The sequence below is a fragment of the Bacteroides sp. f07 genome (assembly GCF_042854785.1).
GTDB lineage: Bacteria > Bacteroidota > Bacteroidia > Bacteroidales > Bacteroidaceae > Bacteroides.
In genome coordinates this window covers 49,680-65,371 of sequence record NZ_BAABXI010000001.1, presented here as the reverse complement: position 1 = coordinate 65,371, position 15,692 = coordinate 49,680, and the positions used below count along the sequence as shown (strand labels likewise).

The 15,692-nt window shown below is 43.3% G+C and carries 18 protein-coding genes; 10 read left to right on the top strand and 8 right to left on the bottom strand.

Translation table 11 applies throughout. The annotated features are described in order from the left end of the window. The first annotated feature begins 39 nt into the window (after window positions 1-39). Window positions 40-375: a hypothetical protein gene (locus ACGHVY_RS00300; protein WP_308745998.1), complete on the top strand. Its 336-nt coding sequence runs from the start codon at window positions 40-42 to the stop codon at window positions 373-375. A gap of 480 nt (window positions 376-855) precedes the next feature. Here ACGHVY_RS00300 and ACGHVY_RS00295 read toward each other — a convergent pair whose 3' ends face one another. Then, window positions 856-1,293 carry a DUF6078 family protein gene (locus ACGHVY_RS00295; protein WP_390596237.1) on the bottom strand — a complete coding sequence of 146 codons (438 nt, stop codon included), beginning with the start codon at window positions 1,291-1,293 and terminating at the stop codon, window positions 856-858. A 136-nt stretch (window positions 1,294-1,429) separates the two neighbouring features. On the opposite strand from ACGHVY_RS00295, the gene ACGHVY_RS00290 reads away from it, so the two are divergent. Continuing rightward, window positions 1,430-3,526: a BT4734/BF3469 family protein gene (locus ACGHVY_RS00290; protein ID WP_390596235.1), complete on the top strand. Its 2,097-nt coding sequence runs from the start codon at window positions 1,430-1,432 to the stop codon at window positions 3,524-3,526. A gap of 339 nt (window positions 3,527-3,865) precedes the next feature. Here the strand turns inward: ACGHVY_RS00290 and ACGHVY_RS00285 are convergent, their stop codons facing one another. Next, window positions 3,866-4,591 (bottom strand): RDD family protein, encoded by a 726-nt coding sequence (locus tag ACGHVY_RS00285; protein ID WP_390596232.1) that lies wholly within the window; start codon window positions 4,589-4,591, stop codon window positions 3,866-3,868. Between the two features lie 101 nt (window positions 4,592-4,692). Between ACGHVY_RS00285 and ACGHVY_RS00280 the strand changes: the two genes are divergently transcribed. The 6 genes from ACGHVY_RS00280 to ACGHVY_RS00255 all read left to right on the top strand — a co-directional run bounded on the left by ACGHVY_RS00280 (window position 4,693) and on the right by ACGHVY_RS00255 (window position 10,783). Continuing rightward, window positions 4,693-5,655, top strand: coding sequence for a stage II sporulation protein M (locus tag ACGHVY_RS00280; protein ID WP_390596229.1), 963 nt, complete (start codon window positions 4,693-4,695; stop codon window positions 5,653-5,655). Further along, entirely contained in the window at window positions 5,636-6,574 is a 939-nt protein-coding gene (locus ACGHVY_RS00275; RefSeq protein WP_390596226.1) for a hypothetical protein, read from the top strand. Before ACGHVY_RS00280 ends, ACGHVY_RS00275 begins: the two co-directional genes overlap by 20 nt. A 16-nt stretch (window positions 6,575-6,590) precedes the next feature. Then, entirely contained in the window at window positions 6,591-7,208 is a 618-nt protein-coding gene (locus ACGHVY_RS00270) for a DUF4129 domain-containing protein (protein WP_390596223.1), read from the top strand. Beyond that, window positions 7,205-8,422: a DUF4350 domain-containing protein gene (locus ACGHVY_RS00265; RefSeq protein ID WP_390596222.1), complete on the top strand. Its 1,218-nt coding sequence runs from the start codon at window positions 7,205-7,207 to the stop codon at window positions 8,420-8,422. Before ACGHVY_RS00270 ends, ACGHVY_RS00265 begins: the two co-directional genes overlap by 4 nt. An 11-nt stretch (window positions 8,423-8,433) precedes the next feature. Continuing rightward, window positions 8,434-9,408, top strand: a complete 975-nt coding sequence (locus ACGHVY_RS00260; protein WP_390596220.1) for an AAA family ATPase — start codon at window positions 8,434-8,436, stop codon at window positions 9,406-9,408. A 64-nt stretch (window positions 9,409-9,472) separates the two neighbouring features. Continuing rightward, window positions 9,473-10,783 carry a DUF58 domain-containing protein gene (locus ACGHVY_RS00255; RefSeq protein WP_390596217.1) on the top strand — a complete coding sequence of 437 codons (1,311 nt, stop codon included), beginning with the start codon at window positions 9,473-9,475 and terminating at the stop codon, window positions 10,781-10,783. On the opposite strand, the gene ACGHVY_RS00250 is transcribed toward ACGHVY_RS00255, so the two are convergent. The 6 genes from ACGHVY_RS00250 to ACGHVY_RS00225 all read right to left on the bottom strand — a co-directional run bounded on the left by ACGHVY_RS00250 (window position 10,778) and on the right by ACGHVY_RS00225 (window position 13,379). Continuing rightward, a complete protein-coding gene (locus ACGHVY_RS00250) occupies window positions 10,778-11,155 on the bottom strand; it encodes a DUF86 domain-containing protein (protein ID WP_167959451.1) in 378 nt (125 codons plus the stop codon). The genes ACGHVY_RS00255 and ACGHVY_RS00250 overlap by 6 nt on opposite strands. Further along, window positions 11,139-11,432 (bottom strand): nucleotidyltransferase family protein, encoded by a 294-nt coding sequence (locus ACGHVY_RS00245; protein ID WP_308745987.1) that lies wholly within the window; start codon window positions 11,430-11,432, stop codon window positions 11,139-11,141. The genes ACGHVY_RS00250 and ACGHVY_RS00245 overlap by 17 nt, the downstream gene beginning before the upstream one ends. Before the next feature lie 72 nt (window positions 11,433-11,504). Further along, on the bottom strand, window positions 11,505-11,732 hold the full coding sequence (locus ACGHVY_RS00240) for an immunity 17 family protein (protein WP_308745986.1): 228 nt from the start codon (window positions 11,730-11,732) through the stop codon (window positions 11,505-11,507). Beyond that, complete coding sequence (gene tsaE / locus ACGHVY_RS00235; RefSeq protein ID WP_308745985.1) at window positions 11,729-12,142, bottom strand: tRNA (adenosine(37)-N6)-threonylcarbamoyltransferase complex ATPase subunit type 1 TsaE; 414 nt, start codon at window positions 12,140-12,142, stop codon at window positions 11,729-11,731. Before tsaE ends, ACGHVY_RS00240 begins: the two co-directional genes overlap by 4 nt. Before the next feature lie 20 nt (window positions 12,143-12,162). After that, the gene (locus ACGHVY_RS00230) at window positions 12,163-12,966 is read right to left on the bottom strand and encodes a metal ABC transporter permease (protein WP_303875646.1); all 804 of its coding nucleotides are present in this window, start codon (window positions 12,964-12,966) and stop codon (window positions 12,163-12,165) included. Next, window positions 12,963-13,379, bottom strand: a complete 417-nt coding sequence (locus tag ACGHVY_RS00225; RefSeq protein ID WP_308745983.1) for a phospholipase — start codon at window positions 13,377-13,379, stop codon at window positions 12,963-12,965. The genes ACGHVY_RS00230 and ACGHVY_RS00225 overlap by 4 nt, the downstream gene beginning before the upstream one ends. Before the next feature lie 112 nt (window positions 13,380-13,491). On the opposite strand from ACGHVY_RS00225, the gene ACGHVY_RS00220 reads away from it, so the two are divergent. Beyond that, window positions 13,492-14,604, top strand: a complete 1,113-nt coding sequence (locus ACGHVY_RS00220) for a leucine-rich repeat domain-containing protein (RefSeq protein WP_390596211.1) — start codon at window positions 13,492-13,494, stop codon at window positions 14,602-14,604. A gap of 30 nt (window positions 14,605-14,634) precedes the next feature. After that, window positions 14,635-15,633, top strand: coding sequence for a M28 family metallopeptidase (locus ACGHVY_RS00215; RefSeq protein WP_390599629.1), 999 nt, complete (start codon window positions 14,635-14,637; stop codon window positions 15,631-15,633). Window positions 15,634-15,692 lie beyond the last annotated feature (59 nt).

The following is a 15,692-nucleotide window of genomic DNA, read 5'->3' as shown; positions in this document are numbered from 1 at the left end:
GCAAATACCTAATACTTATCACTTAATACTTAAATTATTATGGGACTGGAAGAAGATTTTTTTATGGCAGATGCTGATGACGAAAAGACCGTCGAATTTATTAAAAACTATCTGCCTCAGGAGCTGAAGGAGAAATTCGTAGATGACGAGTTGTATTACTTTATCGACTTGATCGACGAATATTATTCTGAAAGTGGTATTCTCGACGCTCAGCCCGATGAAGACGGCTACGTTAACATCGATTTGGATGAGGTTGTGGCTTACATTGTAAAAGAAGCTAAGAGTGACGGACAAGGAGAATATGATCCTGAAGAGATCCTTTTTGTGGTTCAGGGAGAGATGGAATACGGAAACTCTCTGGGGCAGGTGGATTAAACAGGAACCAGTCTCATTAGTAGATAAAATTCTGAAAAGCCTGGAAGATGCAAATCTTTCCAGGCTTTTATTTTTTTTATTATTCGTAATCTTCGAAAGGGCATTGAATGAATATCGGACTCTCAGGTTCAACTACCATAAAGTTTGAAAAAAGAAAAAGTATCTGCCATCTGCAACAAAACCAAAATAACGGATTGATAGATAGTTGATTATGGCGTTGCAGATACCTGTTGCAGATAGGTTGCAGATACCTTTATCTGCAACACAATATAAGCCTAAAATATTTTCCCATCGGACGGTAAGTTTTGTTCCTATATCCGAAGAGATGATTTCCAGCGTCGGAACTCCCGTTTCCAGGCTGGAAACGGGAGTATCCAAGTGTGGAAACGGGAGTTTCTGCTTATAGATACTGTAGTTTCTTAGTATGGAAACTATGGGACTCTCGTAGCTGTTGTTTTCTTGCAAAGGAGATTTACGAGACTACCCCCAGTTATATTCCTCCACGTAACCGTCAAAGTATTCTTGTTGAATGACACCAAGCTCTTTGGCTATGGTGATAACCCGTTGTTGCTCTGCCGGAGTAAGATTCATTTCTCCTCTGCGTTTCAAATAGTAGTTCTTTCTACCCATATACTCAATCATACGATAACGAAAAGTATCTGCCGCACGAACAGTAAGCGCATTAATCGTACGCATAAAGCCACGTGCATAACGTACTTTCTTGTCGGAGCGGTAATAATCACACGCGTCTTTCATCGTTTTCAGCCGGTTGGGATTCACCATTGACAGGAAAACACGCTCTGCCGGAGCATACTCTAAGGCAATCCGCCGCAGGCAAGTTGCGGCACGCGGGCATTCTTCGGCTGCACACATGCCGAAAGTATAGGGGACTAAGGAATAATCGAACGGTTCTTTCATTGCTTTTTATCGGTTTTGTTATTTTAAAATTCCACAAATGTACGGATAAAAAGGCAAACAGAATAAAATATCGTATTTATTTGCATGAGCAAACAAATATGGCTAACTTAGCAGAATATTATTAACAAATAAAATAATGAAGATTACACAGTTAAGAGACAAGGACAAAACTACTGCGCTGACTACAATGGATATGGAAACGTGGATAGAAAAAACACGGACTGAAACTAAAATGCAGCCAGTATCGGCTTTCAGAGAAGTGCTGCGATATTCCCTGCCCGACTCACGCTGCTACGAGGCCGACAAGTTGCCAAAGATTCTTCCGGCTGCGGAATTTCGCAGGACGGAAGGTGGAAAACAAATGAAAAGTTATAACGGAATAGTTGAGCTGACAGTCGGCCCGCTATCGGGGAGATCGGAAGTTGCGCTGGTAAAACAATTGGCTTGGGAACAGCCGCAAACCTACTGTGCTTTTACCGGTTCCAGCGGGCGGACAGTGAAAATCTGGGCGAGATTTACCCGTCCCGATGGTTCGCTTCCACAAAAAAGAGAGGAAGCGGAAGTGTTTCATGCACATGCTTATCGGTTGGCCGTGAAATGTTACCAGCCCCAAATCCCGTTCAATATTTTGTCAAAAGAACCTGCCCTGGAACAATATTCACGGTTATCATACGATCCGGAGCTTATGTACAGACCGGATTCCGTTCCGTTTTATCTGTCGCAGCCGGGAGGGATGCCCGAAGAACTGTCTTATCGGGAAGTAGTGCATTCGGAAAAGTCTCCGTTGACACGGGCTGTACCGGGCTATGATACAGAACGTGCCATATTCATGCTTTTTGAAGCGGCTTTGAGAAAGACGCATGAAGAAATCTACAGAGCGGAAGATGAAGGTGCTCTCCAAAGAGATGCGGACTTTCAGGCTGTAGTGACACAACTGGCTGTCAATTGCTTCCACTCGGGTATCCCCGAAGAGGAAACGGTGAAACGTACTATCTTTCACTATTACTTACACCGGGAAGAAACACTTATTCGCCAATTGGTCAAAAATGTATATAGCGAACAGGAAGGCTTCGGAAAGAAAAATAGTTTAGGAAAAGAGCAGTTTCTGTCACTTCAAACTGAGGAATTTATGAAGCGGCGTTATGAATTCCGTTACAATACCCAAGTGGGCGAAGTGGAATACCGCGAGCGGAACTCATTCCGTTTTTATTTCAACGCTATCGACAAACGGGTGCTGAACAGTATCGCGCTAGATGCGCAAGCCGAAGGTATTCCGCTATGGGACAGGGATATCAGCCGGTATATTTACTCCAACCGCATCCCTGTATTCAATCCGTTGGAAGACTTCCTTTATCATCTTCCCGCTTGGGACGGCAAAGACCGTATCCGCGGACTGGCGCAGACTGTGCCCTGCAACAACAAACATTGGGTGGAACTGTTTCACCGATGGTTTCTCAATATGGTTGTTCACTGGCGTGGAACAGATAAAAAATATGCAAACAATGTTTCTCCCTTACTGGTAGGTGTGCAAGGTTGCCGTAAGTCGACTTTCTGCCGCAGTATCATTCCGCCTGCTATACGTGCATATTATACGGACAGCATTGACTTTTCACAGAAGAGAGATGCCGAAGTTTATCTCAATCGCTTTGCACTCATCAACATTGATGAATTTGACCAGATTAGTGCCACCCAACAAGGTTTCCTGAAGCATATCCTCCAGAAACCGATTATAAATATGCGCAAACGTTATGGCAACGCTGTATTGGAAATGCGCCGCTATGCTTCATTTATCGCAACGAGTAACCAGAAAGATTTGCTGACCGACCCTTCGGGAAGCCGCCGTTTTATCTGTATCGAAGTGAGTGGGACGATAGACACAAACAAGGCGATAGATTATGACCAACTTTATGCACAGGCTATGTATGAACTCGATCATGGCGAACGTTACTGGTTTGATCAGGCTGAAGAACGGATTATGATGGAGAATAATCGTGAGTTTGAACAAGTTTCACTTGAAGAACAGTTGTTTTATCGTTATTTTCGTCCGGTCAAGGAAGAAGAGGACGGTGAATGGCTTTCGCCGGCAGAGATTCTGGAAGATATAAAGAAAAACAGTGCCATACCGTTATCAAACAAGCGGGTGAGTGTATTCGGACGAATACTCCGCAAACACGAAATACCGTCGAAACGTGTACGTAGCGGTACTGTCTATCATGTTGCCAGGCTTTTATAAAGCAAACGGATGTGTTGCAGATATTGCATCTGCAACACATCTGCAACAGGTATCTGCAACGCTGTAATTTGTTGTGAATAAGAAGGATACGACGGTTTTGTTGCAGATGGCAGATAATTGCCATTTATATTTTCTTGTGTAGCTCTGAACTTTTACACTTCCCGGCATCTATAACCTTTATTCCCACATATATATACTACATAGGCTCTGACCTTATAATTCGGAAATTTCCTTTTTGTGTCCGCCGCATATCCTTTTACTTATTCCACGAGGCGGCGGTCACTGTCATAATCGTTCTGTTTTTATTCTATACGAACAAAGGTCAGGATAAAAAACGAATTATATTTCTTCCAGTGCATAATATTGATAATCCCTCAACACTGTCTGAAGGAATTTCTCCTGATTGCCGTCTCGTGGAGTAATGGAAAGGAGTGATTGCACTTTTTTTGCAAGTGCCGTAATGCGTTGTGTCCGGTTTTTCTCACCGGATTCCAAAGTCCGGGTAATCACGTTTACCTGTTCCAGCGACAAATCGGCGGATTGCGGATAGACCGGTTGATAATTTTTGGTCAGGTAATCGAACTCGTCAAGGCTGACGTGTATCTTGCGATAATTCTTCTCTTTAATTACCATAGTACCGGCTGCGAGATCGCCCAGCCGCTGACTGTTTTTGGTAAGCAGGACGACAATAATCCCTAGACCGCTTGTCAGTGGACCGTCAACTATGAAAAGAAGCCAGCGTAGCAGGTAGGAACTGACGGTAGGAGTGGAGCCGTCCACTTTGACGACACGTATATTCATCAGTTTTTTCCCGAAGCTTTGTCCATGATTGAATGTCTCACACAAAAAAGAATATCCAAGTATTGGCAAATAGATGATACACAGAAGAAAGATAGCCTGAAATCCCGATGGTAAACGCAACTCCATTAAAAGGGCGGCTGTAGCATATACATAAAGTACAATCAGAAAATAATCAATGACTAATGCCAGAAATCGCTCGCCGATACTGGCGGGTGTTTGGCTGATACGGACGAATTGTCCGGTGATTATTGTAGATTTTGCCATTTTGGGTTAAACATTTTTAGGATTCCGTTGCAAATATATCATAATTCTCTTACTTTTGCTTCCGGTTTCGGACAAAACTTATCCGAAAACTATTGAAAGGCATGAAGGAAGTTACATTTATCCGTCGGAACATTGAAAAATGGAAAGAGACTGAGAAGGTGGTGGAGCAGGCTGCAAACCTGTCCCCCGACCAACTTGCCGATGCCTATACGGACTTGACTGCCGACCTGGCATTTTCCCAAACACATTTTCCGACATCGCGCATTACGATTTATCTGAATAATCTGGCTTCCGCGCTGCACAATGAAATTTATCGCAATAAGCGTGAGAAGTGGACACGGATTATCACTTTCTGGACACAGGAAGTTCCCTTGACCATGTATGACGCACGCCGGGAGTTGTTGGCTTCGTTCCTCATTTTTCTGGCCAGTGTCCTGATTGGCGTATTATCTGCTGCGAACGACCCGGATTTTGTTCGTCTGATTTTAGGAAATGGCTATGTGGACATGACATTGGAGAATATTGCCAATGGGGAACCGATGGCGGTGTATAACGGTTCTCCTGAAGTTCCGATGTTCTTGGGGATTACTCTCAATAACGTAATGGTATCTTTTAACTGCTTTGTAATGGGATTATTGACCAGCTTCGGAACGGGATATATGCTTCTTTCCAATGGGATTATGGTGGGAGCTTTTCAAACTTTCTTTTATCAGCACGACTTGCTTTGGGAATCCAGCCTTGCCATCTGGCTGCACGGAACGCTTGAGATTTGGGCGATTATCGTAGCCGGCGCTGCCGGACTGGCTTTGGGTAACGGATGGTTGTTTCCCGGAACGTATTCGCGGCTGGAATCTTTCCGGAGAGGGGCGAAACGAGGGCTGAAAATCGTAATCGGCACTGTCCCTGTATTTATCATGGCAGGTTTTATCGAAGGCTTTCTCACCCGTCACACCGAACTTCCGGATATGTTGAGGCTGGGAGTGATCCTTACTTCTCTGGCATTTATCATTTTCTACTATATTTATTTACCAAATAGAAAAAAACATGGAATCACAGAAACCTAAGATTGCGATGTACGTAAAACGTCCTTTCGGCGAAAAGTTGAACGCTTCTTTTGACTTTATAAAAGAGAATTGGAAACAGTTGTTTAAATACTCAACGTATCTGGTACTCCCTGTCTGTTTACTCCAAGCTGCAAACTTTAGCGGACTGATGGGAGGTATGACAGACCTTACCGCCATGCAGGCATCAGGAAATATGGGTGACAATCCTTTCGCACTTTTGGGACCTGCGTTTGTATTGAACTATGCGGGAGTTATCTTCTTTTCGTGTTTGGGGGCCTTGCTGCTGACTTCCTTGATTTATGGAATGGTTCGATTGTATAATGAGCGTGAAGAGCGTCTGAACGGTATTGTATTCAGTGACATAAAACCGTTGTTGCTTCGCAATGTCAAGAGATTGTTTCTCATGGGGGTGGCTGTCAGTTTCTTGTTCCTGTTTGTCATTGTTATCATGGTGCTATTGGCTGTATTGACTCCTTTTACATTGCTGCTCACTTTCCCGTTGTTGTTTGCATTTATGATACCTATGGCTTTGATGGCTCCTATCTATTTGTTTGAAGATATTTCGCTGATGGAGGCGTTCAAGAAGACATTCCGGCTGGGATTTGCCACTTGGGGAGGAGTTTTCCTGATTTTGATTGTGATGGGAATCATTGCCAGCGTATTGCAGGGGATTGTTTCCATACCGTGGTATGTTATTTATATCGTGAAAATGGTTTTTGCCATGAGTGACGGTGGTGAAGTCTCTTCGTCTGTCGGATTGAATTTTGCACAATATCTGTTTTCTATTCTGATGTTGTACGGCTCTTATCTGTCGGCTATATTCAGTATTGTAGGGCTGGTATATCAGTACGGGCATGCGTCGGAAGTGGTGGATAGCATTACGGTAGAAAGTGATATTGACAACTTTGATAAACTCTAAAATAAATCCCGAATAGATGAATCTCACTTCCCCGGCTGATACATTGGTCTGTGATACGGCAAAGATTGCTCTTTGGCAGTCTGATCCGGCATACGACTATAACCGTGAACTGATTACTCCGGAGCTTAATCTCTTCGAGTGGATCAGTAGACAGTTCGGAGAATTTCTGCGTAAGATATTCGGCAGCCGTTTTGCGGAAGAGTATTCGGGAATAATTCTGATATGTATTGCCATTATTCTTCTGCTTCTGATTATCTGGTTCGTTTACAAAAAACGTCCCGAACTGTTCATGCGTTCACCTAAGAATGCATTGCCTTATACCGTAGGGGAAGATACGATTTATGGCGTAGATTTTCCGGGAGGTATTGCCGGTGCGCTTTCCCGTCAGGACTATCGGGAAGCGGTGCGTTTGCTTTATTTGCAGACATTGAAGCAGCTCAGCGATGCGGAACGTATCGACTGGCAACTTTATAAAACGCCTACACAGTATCTGAATGAAGTCCGTTTGCCGGCTTTCCGCCAACTTACCAATCATTTTTTGCGGGTGCGTTACGGAAACTTTGAGGCGACGGAAGAACTTTTTCGTACCATGCAGACGTTACAGGAAGAAATAGGGAAAGGAGGCGTCTCATGAAAGGAAGCCGCTGGTTTATTATCTTTATTGTAGCTTTTCTGCTGGTTATGTTTGCGGTAGAGTATCATTTGCCTAAAAAGTTTGTGTGGACACCTACTTTCAGCCATTACGATGAGCAGCCGCTCGGTTGTGCGCTGTTCGACAGTCTGTTGTCTTCTTCTTTGCCAAATGGCTATTCCATATCTAAGGAGACGTTCTATCAGATGGAGGGGGATACGACGGACAATGGCAATAAGGGCATACTTGTGATAGCCAACAATTTGTCTATGGTAGAGGCAGACGTGAATGCTTTATTGAAAATGGCGAAACGGGGGAATAAGATTATGCTGGTAAGCAATAACTATCCTAAGTATTTGGAAGATACTTTGCGGTTTTATTGTACATATTCTCATTTTAGTGCGGCTGCTTTCAAGAAGTACGCTTCTTCTATCTTCAGGAAAGACAGTATTTATTGGATTGCCGATTCTGTCTATTCCCGGCAGCTATACCGTTGTTATCCGCAATTCTGTAATTCCTATTTCAGGAGTTATGATTCATTGCCGGTACGGAAGTTGGCGGAGAAAGATATGGGCAGTGGTGCGCTGGCAATAGTTCGTCCGTGGGGGAAGGGAGAAATCATACTCGTCTCTACTCCTTTGTTGTTTACGAATTATGGCGCGTTGGACGGGAATAATGTAAATTATATCTTCCGCCTGCTGTCGCAGATGGGGCAACTCCCTATCGTTCGTAGTGAAGGATACATGAAAGCGACGGCACAGGTGCAACAGTCGCCTTTCCGTTATCTGCTTGCGCACCAGCCGCTCCGTTGGGCTTTGTACCTGACGATGATTACTATCCTGCTTTTTATGATATTCACGGCAAAAAGACGACAACGTGCCATTCCTGTTGTTCGAGAGCCGGCAAACAAGTCTCTCGAATTTACAGAATTGATTGGAACTCTTTATTTCCAGAAGAAAGACCATGTGGACCTGATTCGTAAGAAGTTTGCTTATTTGGCAGAAGTGTTGCGAAGAGAAATTCAGGTGGATATTGAAGAAGTGGCGGATGACAAACGCTCTTTCGAGAGGATTGCCCGCAAAACGGGAATGGATACCGAAGATATTGCGAGGTTTATCCACGAAGTCAGACCGGTGCTTTACGGTGGGCGCACTATCGACTCTGAACAGATGAAAGTGTTTATTGATAAAATGAATGAAATAATCAATCATATCTAAAGAAGAAATTTATGGAAGAGAATACAGAACAGCGAGTGGATTTAACTCTCTTTTCCGAGAAGATACAAGAGTTGAAAGACCGGATTGCTTCCGTCATTGTCGGACAGGAACAGACGGTGGATTTGGTGCTGATAGCCATTCTGGCTAATGGTCATGTGCTGATAGAAGGAGTGCCGGGAGTGGCAAAGACCTTGTTGGCTCGCCTGACGGCTCGTCTGATTGATGCTGACTTCAGCCGTATCCAGTTTACACCGGACTTGATGCCGAGTGATGTATTGGGTACGACGGTATTTAATATGAAAACCAATGGCTTTGACTTTCATCAGGGGCCGATTTTCGCGGATATCGTATTGGTGGACGAAATCAACCGTGCGCCTGCCAAAACGCAGGCTGCCTTGTTTGAGGTGATGGAAGAACGTCAAATCAGTATCGACGGAACTACACACCGGATGGGCGAACTATATACAATTCTTGCCACACAGAATCCTGTGGAACAGGAAGGAACGTACAAACTTCCCGAAGCGCAACTCGACCGTTTCCTGATGAAGATTACGATGGATTATCCTTCCCTTGAAGAGGAAGTGAATATTCTTGAGCGCCATCATACTAATGCCACATTGGTGAAACTGGATAACATCACGCCTTCCATTAAAAAAGAAGAACTTCTGTCGCTTCGTGCTTTTATGAATCAGGTATTTGTAGATCGTACACTGCTTCAATATATCGCATTGATTGTGCAACAGACGCGTACCAGTAAGGCTGTGTATCTGGGAGCTTCTCCGCGTGCATCCGTAGCCATGCTGCAATCCTCAAAGGCCTATGCACTCTTGCAGGGACGGGATTTTGTGACGCCGGAAGATATTAAGTTCGTAGCTCCTTACGTACTTCAGCACCGCCTTATCTTGACGGCGGAAGCGGAAATGGAAGGATATTCTCCGGTGAAGGTGACTCAACGCTTGATTGATAAGGTCGAAGTTCCTAAATAATGGACAGTCGATTATCACCTGTCTACGGTCTTTAGTTTTTAATCTTTAATATCTGATTGATAAGTTGTATTTAACCCGTCGTTTCTATATTGCCCTTGTCGTAATTATCCTCTTGTTGGGTAGTGGATATGCCTTTGCTCCGCTCTTTTTTATCGGACAGTGGGTGCTTTTTGCCTTTTTCCTGACTGTGTTGGCGGATGGCTATCTGCTTTATAGTGTTCGTGGAATTCAGGCATTCCGCCAATGTGCCGACCGTTTCTCCAATGGGGACGAGAATGAGGTAAGCATCCGGGTAGAGAGTAGTTATTCCCGTCCTGTCGCTTTGGAAATCATTGACGAAATTCCTTTTATATTTCAAAAGCGGGATATTGACTTTCGTGTCAATCTTCGGGCAAACGAAGGAAAAACGGTTAGTTACCGTCTTCGTCCTACACGTCGGGGTGTCTATTCTTTCGGACATATTCGGGTTTTCGTAACCGGGCGGATAGGCTTGGTTTCCCGGCGATATACTTGTGGTGAACCGCTGGATATTAAGGTATATCCGTCTTATCTGATGCTCCACCAGTATGAATTACTCGCTATAAGTGATAATCTTACCGAACTGGGAATAAAGCGTATACGCCGTATAGGTCACCACACAGAGTTTGAGCAGATAAAAGAGTATGTGAAGGGTGATGATTACCGTACGATAAACTGGAAAGCGAGTGCCCGCCGACATGAACTTATGGTGAATGTTTATCAGGATGAACGTTCACAACAGATTTATAATGTGATAGACAAGGGGAGAGTGATGCAGCAGGCTTTTCGTGGAATGACTTTGCTCGATTATGCAATAAACGCTTCGCTGGTACTTTCGTATGTGGCGATGCAGAAAGAGGACAAGGCGGGATTGGTGACTTTTGATGAGCATTTCGATACGTTTGTCCCTGCTTCCAAGCAACCGGGACATATGCAGACGTTGCTTGAGAAACTTTATAGCCAGAAGACTACTTTCGGGGAAACGGATTTCTCGGCTCTTTGTGTGCATCTGAACAAGCATGTCAGCAAACGGAGCCTGTTGGTATTATATACAAATTTCTCCGGTATATCCAGTATGAACCGTCAGTTGGCTTATCTGAAGCAATTGAACCGTCAACACCGTTTGCTTGTTGTCTTTTTCGAGGATGCCGAATTGAAGGAATACATTGCTACTCCTGCCAAAGATACGGAAGGCTATTACCGCCATGTGATTGCGGAAAAGTTCGCTTACGAAAAGCGGTTGGTTGTTTCTACCTTGAAACAGCATGGAATCTATTCCTTGTTAACTACACCGGAGAATCTTTCGATAGATGTGATTAATAAGTATTTGGAGATGAAAGCACGGCAGTTGCTATGATAAGTCTTTAATGATTTGTTCAACTGTCTCTTTTAAAGGAGGAAGATGTTTTTGTATGACTACCCAAATGATTTCGTAGTCAATATTGGCATATTCATGGGAGATAATATTTCTTAATCCAATGACTTTCGTCCATGGAATTTGAGGATAATCTTTAAGAAAATTCTTTTGTGTTTTATCATCAATCGCCTTGATTGTTTCTCCTATCACTTGAATTCTCATGATACATGCATCTAAGATGGTCATTCCCCAAGGTGATAATAGAAAATCATCTACCTGCTGAATATTCTTACACCTTTCTTCAATGATAGATATTGATTCTGATATTTGAAGAAACTTGTCTTGAATTTCTTCTTTAAGCGTATATTCCATCTTTTTCTATTCTTTGGGAAATGAGTGAACGGAGATTTTTACGTAATCGGAGAAGATCTATTTTGCAGTTACATATCTGTTCCAACTCTTCTTTTATATCGAACATAATAAAAGGATCCGGCTCTTTTAACTCAACAAAAACATCCAAATCGCTCTCTTCATGCTGTTCTCCACGAGCCACAGAACCGAAGATTCCGATAGAAATAATTCCATATTTCTCGGCAAACTGTTGCTTGAACTGGCGAATCTTTGCAAGATATTCGTTGGTTGTTTTCATTCTTATATTCTCCTTCCAATACAAAAATAGTAAAAAAAGAGAAGATAGCAAATGTATTTCTTCAAAAAGAGATTATACTCCTAAAGCTTTCCGTGTTTCCACAAAGAAGAAGATAGCCATGCTGATGATGATAATCCCTAGTATGCCGTAGAATAACCGTGCCCGGTTTCGTCCTACGTTCCGGATAATGGTCTGTGCATTGCGCGTTGTGAAGAACCAGTCCCAGTTGAGCAATGACGCCAGCAGGGAGACAGTCCCTGCCAACGCAAAGATTCCTTGTACGATATATTGTCCGGTCATAGCTTGATAACTCTGCTTCCGTCTTCCAATTCTTCAATTGTCACTTTAACGGCATCACCCGGCAACAGTTCTTCTACAAGTTCCGGCCATTCGATGAAACAAAGGGCACCGCTGTAGAAATAATCTTCGTATCCCATGTCATATACTTCACTCAGCTTTTTGATACGGTAAAAGTCGAAGTGATAAATCAATTCTCCTGTCTCGTCCGAACGATATTCATTGACGATGGCAAAGGTGGGAGAGCTGATAACGTCTTCTACGCCCAATTCTTCGCAGAGTGCTTTGACGAATGTCGTTTTGCCGGCACCCATCTTTCCGTACAAAGCAAATACAGTGTTGTCGCCCATGGCAGCAATGAATTCGCGGGCTGCTTCATGGATATTTTCCAGTGATTGAATTTTGATTTCCATATACTAATCTATTATGATGACTATTTCCTGTAACAACTCTTTCCTATTTTGCAAACAGCATAAATCAGGATAGAGAAGAATATAATGGAAGCTCCCGAAGGAACTTTCCAATGATAAGAAATGAACAGTCCGCCCAGACATCCCAAGAAACCGATACCAATGGACAGCCAAATGATTTTCTTGAAACTATATGTGAATAAGTTGGCAGTCATCTGTGGAATGGTGAGAAGGGAAATTGCGAGTACGATACCCACCATGCGCAGACAGGCTACAATCGTCAGTGCGATGAACATCATCAGCACATATTCGAATATCTCTACCGGAATCTTCTGTGAACGTGCGAACTCGCGGTCGAAGGCGATATATACAATGGGGCGGATAAACAGGTAGAAGAATCCGGTCAGCAGCAGTGCCAGTATGCCGAGCATCCATAAGTCGGCTTGATTGATAGTCAGGATATTCCCGAACAGATAAGCGGAGAGGTCGGGAGCGAATCCCGGCGACAGAAAGCTGAACATGATACCTAATGCCATGCCCAACGTCCAGAATACGGCAATGGCGGAATCTTCGCGCATATCTTTCCGTCTGCTAAGCCATTCGACGCCAAAGGCGGACAGTACGGAAAAGACGGCGGCGGAAAGTATCGGGGAAATTCCCGCAAACAATCCTAAGCCTATCCCGCCGAAGGAAGCATGCGTGATTCCACCGCTGATAAATACCAGGCGGCGGGTAACGATGTATGTTCCTATAATCCCGCAGGCGATACTTGCCAGCAGGCTCCCTAGCAGGGCATGTTGAAAGAATGTATATTGTAGTAGATTCATGTTCTTCTTTCTCCGATAATCAGGAACACTTCATCTTTAAGCTCGTCCGGCAATTCGATGCCGCGAAGTTGTAGGCTACGTACCCATCCGGCCACTTCATCATCTTTGGTGGTATACAGTACATCCCGAAACATATCTGTCTCTTCTTCCGTGTACGCATTCCCTTCGCGTCCGATGAATTGGTCCAGTTCTTCATCATCATAATATTCTATCTTCTTGCTGACAGCAGCCAACAGACTGTCTTTTTCGCATACTTCGTGTTGTCCGCAGCATTCGGTATCCACTTCCTTCACTTCCGGCATACGGTCCAGTTCGCCTCTCTCTATTTTCTTTTGCAGTCTCTTGTTGCGGATGATTCCGGCTATCAGTGCGATAACACCCAGCAATACCAGACTTATAATGAGTATCCACATAATCGTACTAAATCAAATTTCTGCAAAGTTACTTATAAATTTGCATTCTATAGGCGTATGATATCTATTTCTTTTCTTACTTTTGTACATTACAATTAAAGGTACTTGTACTATGAAACAAAAGGAACTGCTGTTTGGTTTGTTGGGCTTATGTTTGTTGGTAGGCTTGATTTCTTGTTCTGATGAAGATAGAAGCGTGTTTGGAGACGACTTCGAAATTCCGGAATTGACGGATAATAATACGATTCAGTTTACGGTGGATGCTACCGGCGAATGGAAGCAGTTACAGATAGTTGCCGGCGGTGGGAAAATGGCTATTGAATGGGGAGACGGACGGTTGCAGAAGATAGCAAATCCGGGAGATGCTCCTATTACGTATAAATATGGAAATTCCAGAGTTTATCAGGTGAGGATATGGGCGGAAGAAATAGATATCTGTAATGTCGAAGCTCTTTTGATTCCTACAAGTAATTTTCGTTTAGGTTATTTCCCTAAGATGAAAACCTTATTGCTCAGCAGTTTAATGAATACTTCGAAGATTGATTTGAGTTCCTCTTGTCCTAATGTAGAGGTGGTTAGTATTGGTAATTGTCCTGACTTGGAACTTCTCGACATTGACAAGTGTCCGAATTTGAAAGGTCTACAATTTTATACGCTCCCAAAATTGAGTTCACTAAAGCTGGGAGAACATCCCGTTTTGGAAGGCTTGTCCTGTACCGGGTGCAGCTTACAATCTCTTTCATTGAAAGGATTGCCATCTCTGAATTATATCTTTTGCTATGATAATCCGCAATTGTCCACATTGGAGTTTGATGACGGATTGACACTGTCGACATTACGTATCGGTGGGTGTGCCTTCCGGTCATTAGGTTTTTTATCTCAATTGCCCTTATTGACAGAGTTGAGTTGCGGCTCTAATCAATTAACCGAATTGGATTTGTCGCAACAGCCATTATTGTATACTTTAGATTGTAGTAATAACAGACAATTAGAGAGTGTCTTGATTCCTGAGAATAATCAATTACGAGGTTTGGAATGCTATTCTTGTAATTTGGATGGGAATGCCTTGAATTCGATATTTGATAAATTGATTAAAGTTCCTGCGGATAATCCCGGATACGGAAAGTTCTGTTTTATTTCTTATTATCAAAATCCGGGAGAACATCTTTGTAATAAGGAACTGCTTAAAGGATGGGTTATCAGTAAGGATCCTTCTGCCAACTAACATGGATAACGCTAAAAAAAACAGGATATGATGAAGTTAATTTTGATATTGTTTGGACTGTTATTTACAAGAGTCATAACTTTTGCACAAACTCCTTTAGAAAAAGGATTGCAAAGTATCAACCGTTCTTCTGCTGAAGCTACTATCGGCTTTCTTGCAGCAGACGAACTTCAAGGACGCGAAGCGGGATTTCATGGCTCGTATGTATCCTCAGAGTATATTGCTTCTTTATTACAATGGATGGGTGTACAACCTTTAAGTGGAAACTATTTCCAACCTTTCGATGCCTATCGAAAAGAACGCCAGAAGAAAGGGCGTCTGGAAGTTCATCCCGATTCTATTGCTAAACTGAAACAGGAAGTTCACCAGAAGCTGTCCATGAGGAATGTTTTAGGAATGATTCCCGGCAAAAATACTAAGGAGTATGTGATAGTAGGTGCTCATTTCGATCATCTGGGAATAGACCCTGCACTCGACGGCGACCAGATTTATAATGGTGCGGACGATAATGCGTCCGGTGTATCGGCTGTACTACAAATAGCAAGAGCGTTTGTTGCCAGTGGACAACAGCCGGAAAGAAATGTAATTTTCGCTTTTTGGGACGGAGAAGAAAAAGGATTGCTTGGCTCTAAATATTTTGTGCAGACTTGTCCTTTTGTCTCTCAAATCAAAGGCTATCTGAACTTTGATATGATTGGCCGTAATAGCAAACCTCAGCAACCCCGCCATGTGGTTTATTTCTATACGGCTGCCCATCCTGCTTTTGGTGATTGGCTGAAAGAAGATATCAAGAAATACGGCTTGCGGTTGGAACCGGATTATCGTGCATGGGACAACCCGATAGGCGGAAGTGATAACGGAACATTCGCTAAAGTTGGCGTTCCTATCATTTGGTATCATACGGACGGACATCCTGATTATCACCAGCCGTCCGATCATGCCGATCGGCTGAACTGGGATAAGGTTGTGGAAATCACGAAAGCGTCTTTCCTTAATATGTGGAAGATGGCGAATGAGAAGTCATTTTAAAATTATCTGTCATCCTAAACGCAGTAGAAGAACTCTCCTTTATTTATCAGGAGTGGGGG